At 44.1% G+C, this 19,675-nt stretch carries 16 protein-coding genes; 8 read left to right on the top strand and 8 right to left on the bottom strand.

From position 1 onward, the window contains the following. The first annotated feature begins 650 nt into the window (after nt 1-650). From CAL7507_RS32455 to CAL7507_RS22465, 3 genes are all read left to right on the top strand, one after another. Nucleotides 651-824 carry a hypothetical protein gene (locus CAL7507_RS32455; protein ID WP_160166352.1) on the top strand — a complete coding sequence of 58 codons (174 nt, stop codon included), beginning with the start codon at nt 651-653 and terminating at the stop codon, nt 822-824. A gap of 234 nt (nt 825-1,058) precedes the next feature. Continuing rightward, a complete protein-coding gene (locus CAL7507_RS22470; RefSeq protein ID WP_015130782.1) occupies nt 1,059-3,035 on the top strand; it encodes a long-chain fatty acid--CoA ligase in 1,977 nt (658 codons plus the stop codon). 41 nt (nt 3,036-3,076) lie between these two features. Next, nucleotides 3,077-3,526 carry a YlqD family protein gene (locus CAL7507_RS22465; RefSeq protein ID WP_015130781.1) on the top strand — a complete coding sequence of 150 codons (450 nt, stop codon included), beginning with the start codon at nt 3,077-3,079 and terminating at the stop codon, nt 3,524-3,526. 169 nt (nt 3,527-3,695) lie between these two features. Here CAL7507_RS22465 and CAL7507_RS22460 read toward each other — a convergent pair whose 3' ends face one another. Further along, entirely contained in the window at nt 3,696-4,220 is a 525-nt protein-coding gene (locus tag CAL7507_RS22460; RefSeq protein ID WP_015130780.1) for a hypothetical protein, read from the bottom strand. A gap of 434 nt (nt 4,221-4,654) precedes the next feature. Between CAL7507_RS22460 and CAL7507_RS22450 the strand changes: the two genes are divergently transcribed. Next, nucleotides 4,655-5,941, top strand: coding sequence for a dihydrolipoamide acetyltransferase family protein (locus CAL7507_RS22450; protein WP_015130779.1), 1,287 nt, complete (start codon nt 4,655-4,657; stop codon nt 5,939-5,941). A 302-nt stretch (nt 5,942-6,243) separates the two neighbouring features. Further along, nucleotides 6,244-7,332 (top strand): patatin-like phospholipase family protein, encoded by a 1,089-nt coding sequence (locus CAL7507_RS22445; RefSeq protein ID WP_015130778.1) that lies wholly within the window; start codon nt 6,244-6,246, stop codon nt 7,330-7,332. Between the two features lie 273 nt (nt 7,333-7,605). Here the strand turns inward: CAL7507_RS22445 and CAL7507_RS22440 are convergent, their stop codons facing one another. Both CAL7507_RS22440 and folK read right to left on the bottom strand, forming a co-directional pair. Then, nucleotides 7,606-8,154, bottom strand: coding sequence for an NUDIX hydrolase (locus tag CAL7507_RS22440; RefSeq protein WP_015130776.1), 549 nt, complete (start codon nt 8,152-8,154; stop codon nt 7,606-7,608). Between the two features lie 87 nt (nt 8,155-8,241). Then, nucleotides 8,242-8,760, bottom strand: a complete 519-nt coding sequence (folK, locus tag CAL7507_RS22435; RefSeq protein ID WP_015130775.1) for a 2-amino-4-hydroxy-6-hydroxymethyldihydropteridine diphosphokinase — start codon at nt 8,758-8,760, stop codon at nt 8,242-8,244. A 318-nt stretch (nt 8,761-9,078) separates the two neighbouring features. On the opposite strand from folK, the gene CAL7507_RS22430 reads away from it, so the two are divergent. Together CAL7507_RS22430 and psb35 are read left to right on the top strand one after the other, a co-directional pair. Then, nucleotides 9,079-11,358, top strand: a complete 2,280-nt coding sequence (locus CAL7507_RS22430; RefSeq protein WP_015130774.1) for a transglycosylase domain-containing protein — start codon at nt 9,079-9,081, stop codon at nt 11,356-11,358. Nucleotides 11,359-11,494: 136 nt separating this feature from the next. After that, complete coding sequence (gene psb35 / locus CAL7507_RS22425; RefSeq protein ID WP_015130773.1) at nt 11,495-11,719, top strand: photosystem II assembly protein Psb35; 225 nt, start codon at nt 11,495-11,497, stop codon at nt 11,717-11,719. A 262-nt stretch (nt 11,720-11,981) separates the two neighbouring features. Here the strand turns inward: psb35 and CAL7507_RS22420 are convergent, their stop codons facing one another. From CAL7507_RS22420 to CAL7507_RS22400, 5 genes are all read right to left on the bottom strand, one after another. Beyond that, the gene (locus CAL7507_RS22420) at nt 11,982-12,404 is read right to left on the bottom strand and encodes a TerB family tellurite resistance protein (RefSeq protein WP_015130772.1); all 423 of its coding nucleotides are present in this window, start codon (nt 12,402-12,404) and stop codon (nt 11,982-11,984) included. A gap of 56 nt (nt 12,405-12,460) precedes the next feature. After that, complete coding sequence (locus CAL7507_RS22415; RefSeq protein WP_015130771.1) at nt 12,461-13,816, bottom strand: 16S rRNA (cytosine(967)-C(5))-methyltransferase; 1,356 nt, start codon at nt 13,814-13,816, stop codon at nt 12,461-12,463. Nucleotides 13,817-13,914: 98 nt separating this feature from the next. Then, a complete protein-coding gene (locus CAL7507_RS22410) occupies nt 13,915-14,709 on the bottom strand; it encodes a DUF928 domain-containing protein (protein WP_015130770.1) in 795 nt (264 codons plus the stop codon). Nucleotides 14,710-14,882: 173 nt separating this feature from the next. Then, nucleotides 14,883-17,228: a CHASE2 domain-containing protein gene (locus tag CAL7507_RS22405; RefSeq protein WP_015130769.1), complete on the bottom strand. Its 2,346-nt coding sequence runs from the start codon at nt 17,226-17,228 to the stop codon at nt 14,883-14,885. Between the two features lie 273 nt (nt 17,229-17,501). Beyond that, complete coding sequence (locus CAL7507_RS22400; protein ID WP_015130768.1) at nt 17,502-18,449, bottom strand: DUF1822 family protein; 948 nt, start codon at nt 18,447-18,449, stop codon at nt 17,502-17,504. Between the two features lie 338 nt (nt 18,450-18,787). Here CAL7507_RS22400 and CAL7507_RS22395 point away from each other — a divergent pair, with 338 nt between their 5' ends. Then, entirely contained in the window at nt 18,788-19,669 is an 882-nt protein-coding gene (locus tag CAL7507_RS22395; protein WP_015130767.1) for a hypothetical protein, read from the top strand. Nucleotides 19,670-19,675 lie beyond the last annotated feature (6 nt).

Here is a 19,675-nt window from a genome sequence, read left to right as displayed (position 1 = left end):
CAACTTAACGCGAAATCCATGTCCCGCCTCAGAATGAATTCTGAGTCTAATAGCAAAAGTAAGCTAAAGCTAACTAAAAATTATCATTTATCCCCAGTTTACTTTTCTCTCGTTCCCAGCCGGAGTCTGGGAACGTAGGTCGCGAGGCTCTGCCTCGATAATGGAGGCGGAGCCTCTGGGATCTCATTCCCAGGCAGAGCCTGGGAACGAGTTAAAATGCATCAGACAAAATCATAGTCGTAGTTAACGTTCTCATCAGGGCACGGCAGTGCCGATGCCCCTACGGTAAACACAAAAAAAAATTGCATGATAATTTTTAGCTAATTTCGTACAAAGTCAACAGCCTGGGCTTCTGCCAGCCCTACACTACTTAGATTTTTTCAATAATCAAATCGGATTCCTATAGGTCGGGAAACGCCATATATAACTGCTGATAATTAATGTGGTAAACCAGTGGTTGCAAACATTAATAATTCCGAGCGGAGGAAGCCTCTACTCGGAACTTAGGGGGATTTACTTTCTGATTACCACAAAAAATAGAATTAATTGCTATCAGTCATCAATTTGGGGAACATTGCCCACAAAAATGAGGACTGAATTTACAGTTTTGGCTACCAGTCAAAACGTAAGCCGTACAATAAGGAAAACTGGTGATTGGGAGTTTAGCCATTTCTGCACTGGAACGCTGCGGTAATCCTTCAGTGCGATCGCGTTTAGAATCCAAAATTATCGATAGCAGCTTAGGGAAAGCTAAACAAGCTGCGGTGCTGATGAAAGTTAATAATGCAGCATCTTTGAAAACCATAGGTAATCACCCCCCTTGACAAATTAGGTGGTCACTATTGTTGGCTGTAAGTACTATTGATTGCCATAATTACGAGGCGATCTATTACTTTTAGCTTATGTAAATGAATCTTATCATAAATTTTTCTATATAGAACCGGGGAATTCTCAAAAATGTTATACCCACAGGACATTGTGTATATTAAGGAAGTTTATTGTACGTTATAGCAAAATCAGATCAAAACACATCCAATTAACTCTTTAGGTAAAGTGTTATGTCAAAAAATCAGCCTGCTGCTACTGCTTTATCTCAGCTGACGGTGAAAGAACGCGAAATTTTGCAGGGTTTGGCTAATTACAACAAAGTGGATTCGCTATCAGAGATTTGGCCTTTGGCAGCGCAGCGATTTGGTGATACTGTGGCTCTGCACAACCCCCATGCTCAACCAGGGGTGTTAATTACTTATGCCCAACTAGCGGAGCAGATTCGCCAATTTGCGGCTGGTTTACAGTCATTAGGGGTGAAGGTAGGCGATCGCATTTCTCTAATTGCTGATAACAGTCCTCGCTGGTTTATTGCCGATCAAGGCATCATGACCGCTGGTGCAGCTGATGCGGTGCGTAGTTCCCAAGCTGAACGAGAAGAACTGCTGTTTATCATAGCTAATAGTGGCAGCACAGCCCTAGTAGTCGAGGATTTAAAGACACTTAAGAAACTGCGGGAAGGCCTCAAAGATTTACCAATTCCACTGGTAATCTTACTTTCAGATGAAGCGCCGCCCACGGAAGAAAGCCTCAAGGTGCTAAATTTTTCACAGTTGATGGAAGTTGGCGCACAACATACTCTACAGCCAGTCAAGCAAAATCGTGAAGACTTAGCCACGCTGATTTACACCTCTGGGACTACGGGTAAACCTAAGGGTGTGATGCTGAGTCATGATAATTTGCTGCACCAGGTGACAGTCTTTGGTGTCGTAGTCCAACCAGAGGTAGGAGATACTGTCTTAAGTATTCTTCCTAGCTGGCATAGCTATGAACGGACAGTTGAATATTTCTTACTCTCTCAAGGTTGCACACAAGTCTATACCAACTTGCGCTCAGTTAAAAAGGATTTGAGAGAATTTAAACCCCACTACATGGTTGGTGTCCCTCGGCTGTGGGAATCGATTTATGAGGGGGCGCAAAAGCAGTTCCGGGAACAACCAGCTAAGAAACAACGCCTAATTAACTCATTACTGGGCACTAGTGAGAAATATATCAAAGCGCAGCGCATCGCCCAAAAGTTGGATTTAGAGCATCTTGATGCTTCGGCGATCGAGCAATTAACCGCTAGGATACAAGCATCTGCCTTGTTCCCGCTCCACGCCTTGGGAGAAAAACTAGTTTATGCCAAAGTCAGGGAAGCCACGGGAGGACGAGTCAAGCAAATGATTAGCGGCGGTGGTGCGCTTCCCAAGCACATTGATAATTTTTTTGAAATTATTGGTGTGCAGATTTTGCAGGGTTATGGTTTAACAGAAACTTCTCCTGTCACCCATGTGCGTCGTCCCAGCAGAAATCTCATTGGTGCATCTGGACAACCATTACCGGCAACAGAGACTAAAATTGTAGATCCGGAAACAAGAGTGCCTCTACCAACTGGCAAGCGTGGCTTGGTCTTGTTAAAGGGACCGCAAATCATGGAAGGCTATTACCAAAATCCGGAAGCTACAGCAAAAGCAATTGACCCCCAAGGTTGGTTTGATAGCGGTGATTTGGGTTGGTTAACGCCACAAAATGACTTGGTTTTGACTGGTCGAGCTAAGGATACGATTGTATTAACCAATGGGGAGAATATCGAGCCACAGCCTATTGAGGATGCGTGTTTGCGATCGCCCTACGTTGATCAAATTATGCTCGTCGGCCAAGATCAGCGTAGCCTCGGTGCTTTAATTGTTCCCAACGTCGAAGCTTTGGCAAAATGGGCAGAAACCCAAAACTTGAGTATAAGTATACAGGACGACAATGTAGCCGACGCATCCAGTCAAAAAATTGACCTGGAGAGTAAAATAATCCAGGATTTATTTCGGCAAGAATTGAATCGGGAAGTGCAAAACCGTCCAGGCTATCGAGCAGATGACCGCATTAGCTCATTCAGACTCATTCCGGAGCCATTTTCAATTGAAAACGGCTTGCTGACACAAACCCTAAAGATGCGGCGACACGTCGTCACAGAGCGCTATCGCGATATTATTGACGGCATGTTTGCCTAATCAGTCCATCTGCAAACTACAAGAGTGAACGTGAAATTTTTATGGATGTCTCCAAACCTCAATTACTTTTGAAGCGTGTTGTCAATGTCAAAGTTATTGTGACTCCTCTATGGAAAGAGGAAATTCAACAGCAATTGCAAGCACAGATTAATCAAACTGATCAACAACTGCAACAATTAGATGTAGAAGGACAAAGAGCGATCGCCGCAATTCAAAAGCAGAGTCTGCAACCACCTGGCCCTCAGACTATCCAACAAATTGACAATATTCAACTCCAAGTCAATCAAAAGAAAAGTGAACTGCTAGAACAAAAAAATCAATTTCTGCAAAACCTTCAGCAAGTGCAGTTTCTGGAGTTGGATCAAGAGGTTAACCAATTTCAAATGGAAGGTTTTTTCCGCATAGAAACGGGTGATAACCTAATTAGCAAAACACAAGTCGAAATCGTGCTACGCGATGGTATTGTCGAAGAGATTCGCGGCGATATCTAAATTTGTTATTGGTCATTGGTCATTTGTCATTTGACTGTGCCAATTTTAGATTTTTTTTGGTTTATGCTCCATCCCTAGCGTTAGCGAGGCACGAGCGTCTGCCCTAAGATTGCCTAAGGGTGGGCGGAGTCAATCCAAAATCCAAAATCCAAAATCGTTTGACCAATAGCTACTGACAGCTTTTGCTTAACTTATTTTGAGGGCGACTTCCAGGTAGACATTGTACCTGGGAGCCAGCCCAGACAATTTGCCATACGGGGGGTGAACTCACAAAAAGCGATCGCCCAAAGGTAGTCATCTCCACTCGATATTTAATTGCACCAACTGCATCATTAGTCCGCTGGGTTTGCGTAATCGTCACTAAGGCTTGATTGCGTTGGGGATAAACGACCTCTACTTTGCGTGTGCCTCTCACTGATGCAATATCATCAAAGGCGTTCAGTGCAAGAGTCGCCGGATCGCTACCTTGGAGAGTAGAGTTAATACCATCCAGTAGTATAGTTTTATAGTTATTCCGCTCTGGATATGCCACAACATCCTGAGATATTTGGGTCGCTTCCATGTGCTGTAGTGGCTCGTTACTAGGCTCAAGAATTGCCACAGTCGGCTGGATCTGGTTAATGTAAACTCCAGCACTAGCAGTAGCAAAGACACTGAGGAGCAAAATTAAAAACAATTTCCACGTTAATTTCATAAAACTAAACCAAAACTTCCAGTAGGTTAGTTATCAACTTTGAATTTTAAATTGAAGTTGAACCACTAAGCCTCTATCCTGGCTTTGTGTGAGCAGCGTCAGTGCATTGGTAAGTGGTTACAAAAGATATATAACTTATATTGAGGGTGCTGTACGCGTAGACATTTCCCATCGCCTTTAAGTTCCAGGGGAGGAGGCAGGGGGCAGGGAGCAGGGGGCAGGGGGCAGGAGACAGGAGTTGGGAGAGGCAAAAAGCAACATTGGTTATTCCCCAATGCCCAATCCCCAATCCCCAGTCCCCAGTCCCCAATCCCCAATCCCCAGTCCCCAATCCCCAGTCCCCAATCCCCAGTCCCCAATCCCCAATCCTTGATACAATTCGATCTGGCAAAAGCTGTTAAAGTCCATAAAATTATTGATTCTGAAACCACCCTATGAGCATTCACGAAGTATTTATGCCGGCGCTGAGTTCCACGATGACTGAAGGCAAAATCGTCTCCTGGGTGAAATCGCCAGGCGATAAAGTGGAGAAAGGCGAAACAGTGGTGGTTGTCGAGTCAGATAAGGCAGATATGGATGTGGAATCCTTTTATGAAGGATATCTTGCCCATATTTTAGTGCCAGCTGGTGAAAGTACAACCGTGGGATCTGCGATCGCCTATATCGCCGAAACGGAAGCTGAAATTGCAACTGCTAAGTCTCTAGCCAATTCCGGTGGTGCGTCTACCCCTGCTACTCCTACTCCTCAACCAGTCGCCGTCACCGCCTCAGTGGGGACACCTACCTTAGCTTCTCAAAATGGTTCTAACCACCGTGAAGGTAGGGTTGTGGTTTCACCCCGTGCCCGTAAGTTAGCAAAAGAACTAAAAGTTGATTTAAATACACTTAAAGGCAGTGGCCCCTACGGGCGCATCGTCGCTGAGGATGTGGAAGCAGCAGCAAATCAGGGTAAGCAACCAGCCGCTAAACCACTTACACCACAGCCATCGACACCGACAATCATCCCCACAGCACCTGCACCTACTCCAGTGACCAGCAGCGCTATACCTGGTCAAATAGTGCCCCTCACTACCTTCCAAAATGCCGTAGTGCGGAATATGGTAGCTACCATCTCCGTTCCAGTCTTCCGTGTGGGTTACACAATCACAACTGACGGCTTAGACAAGCTCTACAAGCAGATTAAGTCCAAAGGGGTGACAATGACAGCCCTACTAGCAAAAGCTGTAGCGGTGACATTACAAAAACACCCATTAATAAATGCTAGCTATTCTGACCAAGGAATTGTTTATCATTCTGACATCAACATTTCTGTAGCTGTAGCTATGGATGATGGCGGATTGATTACACCTGTATTAAAGAACGCAGATATAGTAGACATTTATTCTCTATCGCGCACTTGGAAGTCTTTAGTAGAACGCGCTAGAAGCAAGCAACTACAACCAGACGAATATAACAGTGGCACTTTCACCCTATCTAACTTGGGAATGTTTGGTGTAGACACATTTGACGCAATTTTGCCACCTGGACAAGGTTCGATTTTAGCGATCGGGGCGTCTACTCCGCAAGTAGTAGCCACAGGCGATGGTTTATTTGGTGTACGCCAACAAATGCAAGTAAATATTACTGCCGATCACCGAATTATCTATGGTGCCCATGCAGCCGCATTCTTGCGAGATTTGACGAAGTTGATTGAGACAAATCCTCAATCCTTGACACTCTAACAAAAATTACTGATTTAGTAAAAGTTAAATTTGAGACTTGGAGTTTTTCTAAACACCAGGTCTCTTTTTTCGGCAACATTTTACTAAACTTCGTAAAAATACTGTGAGTTTAGTTTTAAATCATACTATATTATCAAAATATCCTACATAATCATGTGTTATACCAATTTGAAAAAAGAATACACAAGATACGTAGGGGCGGGGTTTCCCCGCCCTTGACGACAATCCATGTGTCGAATCATTAATTAAATTGGTATTAGTTAATAGTCCAGATAGCAGAAGAGGATGCAGAAAGAGGGTGTATGCCTTATAAATACAAAGTGTTGTCAATTGACGGTGGCGGTATTCGCGGAATAATTCCGGCGATCGTTTTAGACGAGATCGAAAAACGTACAGGAAAGCCGATTTGTCAACTGTTTAGCCTGATTGCAGGTAGCTCAACTGGCGGAATTCTCGCTGCAGGCCTCGCTAAACCAGATCCAAACAACAAGAGTCAACCTCATTTTAAAGCCAAGGATCTGATTGAGATATATCGGCAAGATGGAGAACGCATCTTTTTTGAGTCATATATCACACGCTTGATGTCAATTGACGACATTTTGCGAGCAAAGTATTCATCGAAAGGTAGAGACGAAGTTTTAACAGAATTTTTTGGAGATACTCTTCTACAAGATGCACTCACGGAACTTTTTATCACTAGTTATGATATCGAGTTGCGGATGCCGATTTTCTTTATTAATGAGTTAAAAAAACAAAAATTAGGTGATAACTTCCGCAAGATATGCGAAGGTTACACCATGAAACAAGCCGCAATGGCAACTTCTGCAGCCCCAACTTATTTCAAGCCTTATAAAATCGAAACAATCGATCCAACAGATGGCGGTTATTATGCATTAATTGATGGTTGCATTTTTGCCAACAACCCTACATCTTTGGCAATTATGGAAGCTTTAATATCTTCTAAAAAACTCAGTGCCAAAATCCCTTATAAACAACCACTATCTTTAAATGACATTTTAGTAGTTTCATTAGGTACAGGTTCTCTAACCCGTAAATACCATTACGATAAAGCTGTAAATTGGGGATTAATTCAATGGGTAGAACCATTGGTGAATATTATGTTGGATGCTAACAGTGAATCAGTAGCTTGTCAGTTAGAACAATTACTACCGAAAGCAGATGATATCCCTAAACAATATTATCGCTTCCAAGGATTTCTCAATGGGGCTAACGACGATATGGATGATGCAAGTCCTGAAAATATTGAGCGCCTAGAAGCACTAGCACAGCAAATTATTCGCCAAAAAAATTCAGAATTGAATGAACTCTGTGAGCAACTTATGCAGGTGCAGGAACCAGAAGAACAGCAAGAGTTACTTGTAGAGAGGTGACATACTCCACACACTGACGTGAGTACAGGTACAGATCTGGGTATTGGCTTACATCTTGCACCAGTTGCAATAATCCATTTTTTGTAGTAGGGTGGGCACTGCCCACCATTGCCTAAAACCCCTATATTTGTGTCGGTGGGCAATGCCCACCCTACAGTTATTGAGAATGGTGCAAGATATCAGTTGGGTTTCGTTGCACTTCACCCAACCGACAAAATCTACTCCCTATCCCCACCCTACTAAGAGTTGAGGGTGGGGACTTCCGCGATACCGTTAAACTAGTAAATGACGAGCCAGCAGAAAGCTAGAAATGGATTTAGCATCTATTGGTTCACCCTCTAAAATTGCTTTCTCTAATTCTTCGGGGGTGAAAAAGACGGTTTCGATGTCCTCGTCTTCGTCTTGTGCTGGTGGTTTATCTAATTTTTCCAAATCTCGCGCTAAAAAAGCATAGATAATTTCATCAGAATAGCCTGGAGCGAGAAAAAACTCTCCTAATTTTTCCCACTTTTGGGCACGATAGCCGGTTTCTTCCTCAATTTCACGCTGCACTGTCTCTAGGGGATCTTCATTCGCTTCCACAGTACCTGCGGGAAACTCTAATATTCTGCCCTGAACTGCAAAACGATACTGGCGTACCAATATCAGTTTACCCTCTGCTGTCACAGGCACAGCTAGAGCGCCACCTGGGTGGCGAATACACTCCCATTCTCCTTCCGCTTTATTAGGTAAACGCAAGCGATTAACTTCAAAATTAAACTTGCGTCCTTTATAAAATAAGCGTTGTTTCAGCAGCTGTGGTAATTCTCTACCTAATGGCATAGTAAAATTTTCTTGTCGCTAAATACACAGACCAAAATTGGTATCAATTGTCAAATCAGAAGCTTTCTGCGTTTACGTTTGGTAATTTTAATTGCCTAACAATAAATGTACATCAGAACAGTCTACCTGTTTAACCAAATCCTTGATAACACACCCAGAAACAGGATCTACCCAATCCGGGGCGATTTCTGCTAGTGGAACTAACACAAAAGCCCTTTCTTTCATGCGGGGATGGGGAATTTGCAGGGTTGGCGTCTGCAAAATTAGGTCATCATATAACAATAAATCTAAATCTAAGGTTCGTGGCCCCCAACGTTCTTGGCGAACACGCCCGAACTTTTGTTCGATGTTTAATAAAGTTTCTAACAACAGCTGCGGTAGCATAACTATTTGTAAGAGGATGCAGCCATTTATGTAATCTGGCTGGGCTGGGCCTATTGCTTTGGTTTGATACCAACTAGATTTTGCTGTTAAAAGAATACCTGGTGTTCGAGCTAAAGTTTCGACAGCTGCTTCTAATATTGCCTGCGAATCACCAATATTGCTACCAAGGGCGATGGCGCTAGTCTTTACTGAGTAGCTATCTTGGGGACTAAGCCCACGCATAACGGCATCTATTTGAAATACTTTGAACAGTCTTTTTTCTCCGAATAATCCGTTAACTATATGTATGAATATTTACTTAATGAAATTAACAAATCCTAAAAAAAACATTCTTTTGTAGTGAATTCAGTTAATTGTTTATGGGATATTATAACAACACAAACATGGTGTTCTAACCCCCAAATTTATCCCGGTGGTTAGGTGTCAACTAATTTGATCAAGGAACTAATGTGGGGAAGCTGACCTGCTGGTTCAACCAAAGCACAACTAACTTAAGTAACTCTGACAAGGAGAAACCGCGATTGCCACCCGGTAATTATCATGAGTAATGAAGAATCAACCAATGAGAACTTACCGCCAACAAAGCTGGTGAAGGCGAAGCAGTTACTCAACCGAATGCAACGCGTTTCATCTGGGCTAGTGGCCAAGTTTTCCAGCAGCGATAAACCTTTTTATCGTCGCCTGTGGTTTTGGGCAGGCTTGGGTTTAAGTGGTGGAATTATTGCCGTAAGTTATGGTATTAGGTCAATAGATGAGACTTTGCCGGATAAGGCTGAACTAAACGCCGTCGTGCGACAGCAAACTTTGACTATTAAAGCTATCGATGGCACGATCCTACAACAGCAAGGAGAAATCGGCAGAGAAAACATCGAGCTAGCGCAAATCCCAGATAAACTGAAACAAGCTTTCATTGCTTCAGAAGATAGAAGGTTTGAGCAACACAGTGGAGTTGATCCTCAAGGGATTGTCAGAGCAGTTTGGAATAATTTGCGATCGCAAAACGTAGTCGAAGGTGGTAGCACTATTACCCAACAGCTAGCCCGGATTCTCTTCCTGAAACAAGAAAAAACAGTCTGGCGTAAGGTTAAAGAAGTCCGCCTGGCGCAAAAAATGGAGCAGGAATTGACCAAAAACCAAATTCTGGAGCGTTACCTGAATTTGGTTTACTTGGGATCTGGGGCTTATGGTGTAGCAGATGCTGCGTGGGTATATTTTAGTAAAACGGTGGATCAACTCACCTTGCCAGAAATGGCCACCATCGCGGGATTAGCACCAGCCCCTAGTGTCTACGCCCCAGATAAGAATCCCGAAGCCGCTACACAAAGACGGAATCTGGTATTGCAGCGAATGCAAGAAGATGGGGTAATTACAGCCGCCGAAAGGCAAGCAGCAAGTCAAGAAGCACTAGTGATCAAAAGTAGTTTTCCCAAACGACTGCAAGTAGATTTTCCTTACTTTACGTCCTACATTCAAAAAGAATTACCAAAATATGTTTCTCCGGATGTGTTAGCTGGTGGGGGTTTAGTGGTAGAAACTACCCTCAACCCGACTTGGCAGAAAGCCGCAGAAGCCGCAGTTGCCAAAACCCTCCGCAATCAAGGCCGTTGGGAGAATTTTAAGCAAGCAGCTTTAGTAGCGATTGATCCCCGCAATGGCGAAATTCAGGCGATGGTGGGGGGAAAAGACTTTGGCAAAAACCAGTTTAATCGCGTTACCCAGGCACAGCGTCAGCCAGGATCAACATTTAAAGGCTTTGTCTATGCTACAGCGATCGCTAGCGGTAAAAGCCCCTACGACAGCTACCTTGATGAACCTTTTGTCGTCGATGGTTATGAACCAAAAAACTACAGTGAAAAATTCCGTGGTTCCATGACCATGCGAGATGCCCTTACCCGCTCTGTTAATATAGTGGCGGTGAAGGTGTTGATTGATGTTGGGTTTAAGCCAACGATGAAACTTGCCCATGACATGGGTATAAAATCAGAACTCAAGCCTACCTATTCCCTAGCTCTCGGCTCCAACGAAGTCAATCTACTAGAGTTAACCAGCGCTTACGGCAGTTTTGCCACTCAAGGATTACACATAGAACCTCATGGTATTCGCCGCATCCTCAATCGTCGGGGCGAGGTAGTTTGGTCAGCTGATTTTCGGTTAAAGCGGGCACTCGACGCTGAAAGTGCCGCTATCATGACTTGGATGTTACGCAACGTTGTGACAGAGGGGACAGGTGGTGCCGCTCAATTAGATAATAGAGCCGTGGCTGGGAAGACAGGCACTTCCGACGAAGCCCGTGATTTGTGGTTTATTGGCTATATTCCCCAACTGGTGACAGGAGTTTGGCTGGGTAACGACGACAACCGTCCTACCTATGGTAGTAGTAGTAGCGCCGCTTACACCTGGCATGAATTTATGGAAAAAGCGGTTAAAGAGTTACCTGTAGAAAAGTTTCCCACACGACCTAAGTTAGATGGTCGCAAAGGTAGCATCAAAGCCGAGCCATTTAAACCTAAACGCATTTTAAATAAGGCTGCTGCCTCTGATGATGACGAACAGCAACAAGAAGAAAACACCTCCAGACGCAGAAGGCGTTATCGAGAGCAAGATGATGAATCATCTTCATCTAGAAGACGGCGGCGGTATCGTAGCCAAGAATCTAGCGGGAGTGACTCCTCCTCAGAATCTCGTCCACGGCGGCGAAGAAGAGTAGAATCAGGTGACTCGTCATCTCCCGAAAGGAATAGAAATTCTGGTTCTTCTGGCTCTGCACCAAGTCAGCCTTCTTGGCGAGAGAGGCTCAAACCTAGTCCGTCTTCTCAGTAATCAGTGAACAGTTATCAGTGAACAGTTAACAAACTGATAACTGACACGCGAAGCGAGTCAAACTTGCGGGGGATGTAAATTACGCGATCGTTTTATACTTTGTTAAGTAGTGCTAATAAATTGGGGGAATATACTCATGCATTTATTCATGCAAGCAGCATCACCAACATTTGATAGTTCCCACTTTCCTTATGCTTTCACTTTGGTCTACATAGTTGGTTTTATTGCTGCTGTCACCATTGGTTCCATTGCTTGGTACAACTCTAAGCGTCCTGCCGGTTGGGAAAGTAAAGAGCGTCCTGATTTTGTGCCTAAAATTGATAAAGAAGAAACTCCGGGTCTGGGTGAACCGAAGTCTTAAAAGGCAAAAGTAAAAAGTTAAAAGGCAAAAGAAAGAAAAAGAAAAATGGTCACAGATAAGGCAAAAGCAAAAAGCTTGTCTTTGAGCGTACCCCTACGGGGAAGCAAGCTACGCGCAGCGTCTCCGCTAGGAGGAGCGGAGGGTTAAAAAGCAAAAGAAATGGTCTTTTTACTTTCTTACACATTCTTATCAAATCCCATAGATAAATTTATGGGAATTTTCTTTTTACTTTTTACTTTTATCTTTTTACTTTTTAACCTGGTTAATTCTGAACGTCTACCCAACGACGGTAAAGCTTTTGAATTTGTTTGAGCAGTAGCGTAGGAGCTGGTTGGGTTGGGTCATTGACTTGGGCTAACTCTTGTAATTTTGTCAAGAGTTTTGCTTCTTCCGTCGCCACCTCACCATCGCTGTAAATTAAGCCACTAATGGCTTCAATCAGATTTTCGCAGTCTTCAACGCTAGGGCGATCGCCTAGATATTCTTTTACCCACTGATAGCACTCTTCTGGCTGTACGGGAACCAATTCGTACAACCAAGGCTTAATCTCTGGATCTGTGGCTAATCCTTTTGCTTGCGCTATTTCACGCAGATATTGCCGTTCTTCTGGCTGGATTCTGCCATCAATCCAAGCCGCGCCAATCAGGATTTTAACTAAGTTTTTCACATTAGAATGACTAACCATGCTGCATCCTCTGGGAGATTCAAACCTCCATCAAATGGTACAGTCCTAAACAGTATTCACCCGTAATCATTAGTTTTTCTTAAGCGCACCATAAAAAAGCCGTCCATGTCCTGTTGATGGGGCCAGACTTTTAGCCAGCCTTCAGGGGTGCAGTAGTTAGCTAAAGGTGAATCTAGGCTGGGAGGCGCGATTTCCCAATCAGGATGTGCGGCTAGAAAAGCTGAAATCACACCTTCATTTTCTGCTGGATGCAGGGTACAGGTGGCGTAAACTAATACACCATTTTTCTTGACAAATTTTGATGTGTGTGATATTAGCTCTGCCTGTAGTTTGGCAAGTTCGGCGATCGCCTCTGGTGTCTGTCGCCAACGAGCATCAGCATGACGGTGCAGAGTGCCTAAGCCAGAGCATGGTGCATCTAATAAGACGCGATCGCCAACGTTGTAAAATTGTGAGAAATGGCGACTGTCACCAGTACAAATTTCAATAGATTGCAGATTTAGCCGTCGCGAATTTTCTTGGAGTTTACGCAGACGAGAAGCAGTGCGATCGCACGCCCAAACTTTTCCCGAATCCCCCATTAACTCAGCAATGTGAGTTGTTTTCCCCCCCGGTGCAGCACAAACATCAATCACTACCTCACCGGGTTGCGGATCGAGTAAATGACTCACCAACTGGGCGCTACTATCTTGTACAGTCCACCAACCTTCTTGGAAACCAGGGAGATTGGGAATAGGGCCACTACTACCAATCAATCGCAAAGCTTGCGGTAAATAGGGAATACGCTTTACAAAGACATCAGCAGCTTGCAAAGCCATCTCCACAGCCTCTAAGCTAGTGCGGAGGGGATTAATCCGTAGGTCAATTGTGGGCGATCGGTTCATCCACACACACAATTGTTCTGTTTGGGCAAAACCCAGTTGTTCTAACCATACTTGAATAATCCAGTCAGGAAAACTGTGCAAAATCCCCAAGCGTTCCACCGGATTTTCTGGCAATTTTAAACAATCATCTCCCCCTCGCTCTTCCACCAGGCGGATATATTGCCGCAACAAACCATTTACAAAACCTGTAAGTCCTGAAAAGCCGTTTTCCTTAGCTAATTCGACAGTGGTATTCACTGCAGCCGAAGGTGGAATCCGCTCTTGATAGCGCAGTTGATATAAGCCTAGATGAAGAATGGCACGGAGGTCTGGGGGTTGTTGATGAGATTTCTTGGTGGCGAGTTGGTCAATCAGGGCATCCAAGGTGCGCTGTCTTCTGACGCTACCATAGACTAATTCTGTCGCCAGACGGCGGTCTTGAGGAGATAAATTGACTTTTTGCAGCGATCGATCAAGAGCAACATCAGCATAAGCTCCCTTTTGAACTTCTCGTAGGGCGATAAAAGCTATTTGGCGGGGATTTGTCATTTGTCATTTGTCATTTGTCAAGAGTTATTCTCTCATTCCCAATTTCCAATTCCCTGGGCACTGAGCGAAGTCGAAGTGCATTCCCCAGTCCCCAGTCCCTATTCCCTAGAAATAATTGGCTGTTTCGCCTCTTCCCCAAAACCGGCTCTGGTGAGGAAATCCTGCCATTGTGACTGCAGTGCTGCATTTTGCGGATCTTTTTGACGCAGTGTTGCTAGAGTTGTCAGGGCTTCGTGCCAGATGCCATTTTTAGCGTAGATAGCAAATTGCTGTAGAGGTTGGGCTGTTCTTAGCTGCTCGGCGGCTGCCTGATTCAGATTAACTCGTTTGATTACCCCTTCAACATACATTGGCGGTAATTGTTTTTCGCGATCGCAATAGATGGTGAAAAACCAGCGGTATCGCTGATTCAGTGCTAAGGAGGGAGCGTTAGTAGGCAGCGTAATGCCAATGACCCCTGGCTGATTTGGTAGAGTGATATCTTGCTGGTAAATGGGATTTGAATCTTGATCTTGCAGGACAAATTCAGATGGATGAGCGGAATTTTGGGAAATGGGCACATAAAACCATAAGGTTGGGTGCTGGGCTGTTGTCAATCCCCAAACATTTGTTTCCGAGGGCGCTGGCTGGGTAAAGGGCACCAAAGCTGTGAGTTTCACTGTATCAGCTGGACAAGAACCCCGCTTGGCTCCACCACGAACACGCCCTCCTGGTGGTGGTTCATCTGGTGGAGGTGGTGGAGGTGGTGGAGGTGGAGGTGTTTCCAACGTTTTTGTGTCAAGACTGATTAAATTTCCAGGGTAGGAACTGAGTGGATCTGGTGTTGCTAGTAGGGAGGTTTGGCTAACCAGTAAACTAGTGCAGCCAAGGGTTAATGCTAAAAATAGTTTCATACAGAACTCATAAAAAATCAGTGGATAAAGTTTAGTGGTCTGTCGCCTTAATTTTGAGGGTCATACGTGTTTGTAGTAAGGACTTTAGTCCTTGATTTTTTAAGCACTAAAGTGCTGACTACGAACCTCTCAAAACTTTTGAGACAGACTACTGTCAGAATACTTGTGAAGCCTTAAATATTCCTCGTGATTAACTTTGAATTTGGCAGTTTGAATTGTGAGTTTTGGATGGAAATCACACCAACTGTCCCTAGCAACGATAAAACTGACGGCACAAACGGCACCCAAATACCCCAAATTAATAAACCAAAGCAGCATACATACAGCACACCAGAGGTCATACTCACTGCTAAGGCTAATCTAGAAAGCGAAGTCAACGATAAAGCTAGTATTCCTCCTAGCAAAGACCAGCCCCCAATCCAGACTACCTCAATCGACGGTGACCAAGCCCGCAGCAATGGCCGCCCATCCAGGACATTACTGAGTATTTGACTGACCATGTGTGCTTGCAGCAACACCCCAGGCATTTGCTCGGGTAACAGATTTCCGTAGGGAGTCGCCCAGTAGTCTGGGAAATCACCCTTTGCAGTCACACCAATCAGAATAATTTTGTCTTTGACAGCCCTGGAACTGATCGGATTAGATAAAAACTGTGTGAGTGTCACCTGTTCGGCAATTTTTCTGGTGGAACGGTAGTTAAGTAAGATTTGACCGCCATGAGCATCAATGCCTTGATAACCACTAGCGTGAGACGACAGGCGTGGCAAAATAATATTACCTAGTTGTAAATTCCTTTGAGGAGTGAATTTGGGTTGAATTCCTAGAGGCTGTAGATAGCGGAATGCGACTTGCATACTGAGTGCATAGGGTGCAGAACACAAAGATGCAGCTTCCTGGTTCATAAATATCAGATGGCGACGGACAACCCCATCAGCATCGTGAATAAAATCACTAAAGCCCAGATTTTCTTTAGGGATTTCTGGTGGTGGTGCAATACCTTTGGTATTCTCGACTGTATCACTTCCCTTGCATACACCAATCAAGTTTTCAGTTTGCTGGAGACTCCGGGTTAAATTTGGTTGTTCGGCATAAAAATCACGGTAGATATCTAAGCCAATGACACGCGGTTGATATTGTTTTAGTTTGGTTAAAAGTTGTTGGAGAGATTTGTCAGAGAGGGAAGTACCTTTTAAAATCTCACCTTTTTGGCGTTGAAATGCTAGGTCAGCATCGTCAATTGTCACCACCAGCAAGCGCTGATCAGGCCCTTCATTAGGGCGCGATCGCATCATGTGGTCAAAGGCTTGCAATTCTGAGCTTTGCAGTAGTCCAAAAAACCTGACTCCACAGACTAAAGCGGCGATCGCGACACTAGAAAACAAAGCTACCTGAAATCGGCGTTTAGCAGGGGTTGGGAGGTCTAGGATGTCTTGTCTTTTCGTACTTGTTAGCTCCTCCCAAGTGGGGGGAATCTGCGCCGGATTTTGGCAAATTACTGGGAGCCATGTGGCGCAGGGAAATTTATCTTCCAACCCTTGCAAGCGTTCCCGTCCTTGGCGCACTGCTTGGTATAAGGATTCACCGGCAGCAAATCCATCAAGAAAATACTTTAAAAATTCGTGTGCAACTTGGTCTGGTACTGGTTCCCGCATGACGATAATCTGGGGAATTTGTAAATCAGCTAGTTCTCGCGCCAGTCCCAACCCATCACAGGAATTAAAAATTGCTAGTTGTAAACCACGTTCAATCGCTTTTTTCAGAGCAAATTTTAACTCGTTGATGCTGAGACTATCTGTTTTATTCAGGTAAATTCGCCCACTAGCATCATTATCATGACTAGAGCTGTGGCCAGCGAAGAACAGAATATCCCAGTTTTGCCCCCAAAGACGGTCAGTTAATTGCTGACGTTGTGGTTCTACTAAAAAGCTGACATTGGCAGTTGTACACTGTTGGAGGATATCTTGGTCAGCCTGGGTGTCAATCCCTTGACTATTACCTACTATTGCCAAAATGTTGACCAATTGGTTTGGCTTTGGTGGCTTGTGAATGCGATCGTAGGTTGGTGATGACAAGCCGATTTCTGCCTTGGGGTAGCGTTCTAATAAGTCCCATAGTTGCCAAGGTAAACGCTGCAATTGGCTATTTTCTGCTTGTAAAATTACCCGCACTTCGTCTGTAGGCTGTAATCTTTCCAGCCATTTTTCCCGTAAGGGACGAAACTCCTCCGCTTGCAACCAAGTGTTGAAACGTGCCCGTAAAATATGAGCGGTGTTATGACAATTTTGTGTCATTGACACATTTGTTACCTGTACTTTCTCAGCATCCAGGCGATAAGAGTTGCCCAAACTTCGATAGCTAGCTTGCCAATGGCTGTAGTAAAGGGGCATTTCGGGACATGGAGGGAGCTTTCCCGTAATTTCTGTTGTGGGGCGATCGCGTTCTTCACCAATCTGTAGGGTGACAGCAAACCCTTCTTCAAAACTACCGTGTGCGAATTTTAAAACTACTAACTTACCCATGATCGTCGCTAGCTCCAATGCAAAATTCAAAATTCAAAATACTCAGATGTGAATTTTGCCTCTTGAATTTTTAACTTTCCTCCAGGGTAGAAATTTACCATCCCCAATTACCAACTATTGACCAATATTTCCTTAGTGGTACAGAGCCAGCAGATTTATCTGTGGAATCAATCGAAAATCCTGTTGGGTAAAATTTTCAAGCCCCTAGATCTATCTTTGAGGTCAATCCAAAATCCAAAATTGTACAACGAGGCAGGAAAATAACTACAGGTTTTAAATCACAAACTGCTCTGTGATACTAGTATCATTCAATGCTACTTTAACCCTAAAGTGTTCTTTAGAATCACCCCTAAACTGCAATTGAATGTAATTATCTGCACTTCTGGCTTGAGCTTCCAAAAATACTGCTCCCGATTCATCTAGAACTGTCAGTTGCACTCCTTGAGGTAAGTAGACTTGACTACTCGTTGGGTGTAATTGGAGGCGAACACTAGTTTTATGGTTAGCTTCGGGACTTATTTCCACAATCAACATTACGGGTTTGTTGGCGATTTGAATGCCCAAATCAATGAGTTTTGCCCGTTTAGTGAGTGTTTCTTGTAGCTGCTCAGGAGAGCGAAATCCATAAGCTGGTCTGAGTTCTGGAGAATTCCACAACGCGTCAATAGTCTGCCACCCTGACTCAAATATACCAATAAACCACTGACTTAAATTTACCAGTGTGGGAATTGGCGATCGCTTCAGTTGTGCCAGATGATCAATAAATGCTTCTGGGGATAACAATTGACTTAAAGGTAGTTCTGCAATAGCCACACTGGGAACAAAACCCAAAAGTTTTGCCTCTTGGAGTGACTCATCAATTTGCACTGCTACATAACCTACTCGTTCTTCCCAGGTTTCTGGAGGAATAGCACATACGAGATCATGCAGACGTACAGGGCGACACTCTAGACGACCAACTGCGGGTATTTCCAGATCGGCTACGTTAGCACAAATACGCATCACGGGATTCCAACTATCACTTGCGTGGAGATCGGTAGTGACATCCATCATTTGTAGATAGTCATTCACTACCCATACTGCTAGGGTATTCAACCGAATTTGTTCGGCTTTTTCAGGATTACCCTGCTCTTTGGCAAACTGTTGAGCTGTTCTGCGTGCTGCTTGGGTGATTGGCAAGGGTACAGCGAAATCTTCCAACTGATAGGTGGTGTTAGTCATAGTTCAGTCCCTTTTGATCAATGCTGCTGTGTACATATCACCCACATTTACTAAATTTATGCCACATTTTGTGGGGAATAAGAAATGGGGAACTTGTACTGAGCGTAAAGCCTGCGGCATAGCTTCCCCCAGGGAAGTAGCAGTCTGGGTAATCGGGTATATGGTATGGCAATATAAGCAGGAATAATGATTTAGTGAAAGACTGTTATGGTTGTTCCTATATACATGAATTAGATATCAAAACCTCATCTTGGTAAGAAGAGGAGAGACAAAGCGCAGATGTATCGGGTTGACATTAAGCTGTACCTGACGCTGCTGCAGGAAACCTAAAAACTAACATGAATGCACAACATAAACCAACACAACTTGCAGATGGCGCTACTGTAAAAACAAATTACCAACCGCAAGCTGCTGATACCAATATAAATGCTGAGATTTATTTGTTTAATCGGCTCAGAGAATTTTCTCTGACTCAGAGAATCAAGATGTTCATAGCCCATGAGCGTGGGGTGAAGAAATTATGCTTGGCGGGAATTAAATCTCGACATCGCGGTGCTAGCTTGGAGGAAATTCGTCATATATTCGCTTGTGCTGTGTTGGCAGAGAAATTTTCTCCTGATTTCCAGCTAAAAGGTGTTGATGAAATTATGTGGATTCAAGATTCAATTACACTTGCAGGCGAACTACATCAAATTTTTGAGTCAATTAATATTCCTTATTATGTCAGTGGCGGTGTGGCTAGTTCTATTCACGGGGAACCTCGTTCAACTCGTGATTTGGATTTAGTCATAGAAATCCCACCAAACCAAATTGATTTATTAGTGACGACACTGGAAACTGCGGGATATTATTGCCCAGCAGGTGCTGTTGCAGATTTGCAGCAAGGGCAAGAGCGAATGCTGAATATTACGCACACAGAAACTATCGCTAATGCTGACCTTTATATAGCTGATGTTACGCCCTTTGCGCGATCGCAAATGGCACGCAGGATATTACCTGATTTAGATGGCATATCTCCGTTTTGGGTAGCCTCGGCGGAGGACATTATTTTGCAAAAGTTGTGGTGGGGAAAAGGAAGCCAATCCGAAAAACAGTGGCGCGATGTATTAGGGATACTCAAGTTACAAGCACAAAATTTGGACTATGTCTACCTCACAGAGTGGGCAGAACATTTAAATCTGGTGGATTTGTTGAGTCAGGCGTTTAGCGAATCCAGATAACTGATA

It is taken from the genome of Calothrix sp. PCC 7507, from assembly GCF_000316575.1.
In the GTDB taxonomy this organism is placed as follows: domain Bacteria; phylum Cyanobacteriota; class Cyanobacteriia; order Cyanobacteriales; family Nostocaceae; genus Fortiea.
This window is presented reverse-complemented; position numbering and strand designations above follow the sequence as displayed.

What these genes read in the sequence shown, in the direction of transcription:
- CAL7507_RS22450 (WP_015130779.1), top strand. Translation starts at nt 4,655, where the DNA reads ATGAGCATTCACGAAGTATTTATGCCGGCGCTGAGTTCCACGATGACT.
- CAL7507_RS22395 (WP_015130767.1), top strand. Translation starts at nt 18,788, where the DNA reads ATGAATGCACAACATAAACCAACACAACTTGCAGATGGCGCTACTGTA.
- CAL7507_RS22420 (WP_015130772.1), bottom strand. Translation starts at nt 12,404, where the DNA reads ATGGTTAGTCATTCTAATGTGAAAAACTTAGTTAAAATCCTGATTGGC.
- CAL7507_RS22470 (WP_015130782.1), top strand. Translation starts at nt 1,059, where the DNA reads ATGTCAAAAAATCAGCCTGCTGCTACTGCTTTATCTCAGCTGACGGTG.
- CAL7507_RS22400 (WP_015130768.1), bottom strand. Translation starts at nt 18,449, where the DNA reads ATGACTAACACCACCTATCAGTTGGAAGATTTCGCTGTACCCTTGCCA.
- CAL7507_RS22415 (WP_015130771.1), bottom strand. Translation starts at nt 13,816, where the DNA reads ATGACAAATCCCCGCCAAATAGCTTTTATCGCCCTACGAGAAGTTCAA.
- CAL7507_RS22430 (WP_015130774.1), top strand. Translation starts at nt 9,079, where the DNA reads ATGAGTAATGAAGAATCAACCAATGAGAACTTACCGCCAACAAAGCTG.
- psb35 (WP_015130773.1), top strand. Translation starts at nt 11,495, where the DNA reads ATGCATTTATTCATGCAAGCAGCATCACCAACATTTGATAGTTCCCAC.
- CAL7507_RS22460 (WP_015130780.1), bottom strand. Translation starts at nt 4,220, where the DNA reads ATGAAATTAACGTGGAAATTGTTTTTAATTTTGCTCCTCAGTGTCTTT.
- CAL7507_RS22465 (WP_015130781.1), top strand. Translation starts at nt 3,077, where the DNA reads ATGGATGTCTCCAAACCTCAATTACTTTTGAAGCGTGTTGTCAATGTC.
- folK (WP_015130775.1), bottom strand. Translation starts at nt 8,760, where the DNA reads ATGCGTGGGCTTAGTCCCCAAGATAGCTACTCAGTAAAGACTAGCGCC.
- CAL7507_RS22440 (WP_015130776.1), bottom strand. Translation starts at nt 8,154, where the DNA reads ATGCCATTAGGTAGAGAATTACCACAGCTGCTGAAACAACGCTTATTT.
- CAL7507_RS22410 (WP_015130770.1), bottom strand. Translation starts at nt 14,709, where the DNA reads ATGAAACTATTTTTAGCATTAACCCTTGGCTGCACTAGTTTACTGGTT.
- CAL7507_RS22445 (WP_015130778.1), top strand. Translation starts at nt 6,244, where the DNA reads ATGCCTTATAAATACAAAGTGTTGTCAATTGACGGTGGCGGTATTCGC.
- CAL7507_RS22405 (WP_015130769.1), bottom strand. Translation starts at nt 17,228, where the DNA reads ATGGGTAAGTTAGTAGTTTTAAAATTCGCACACGGTAGTTTTGAAGAA.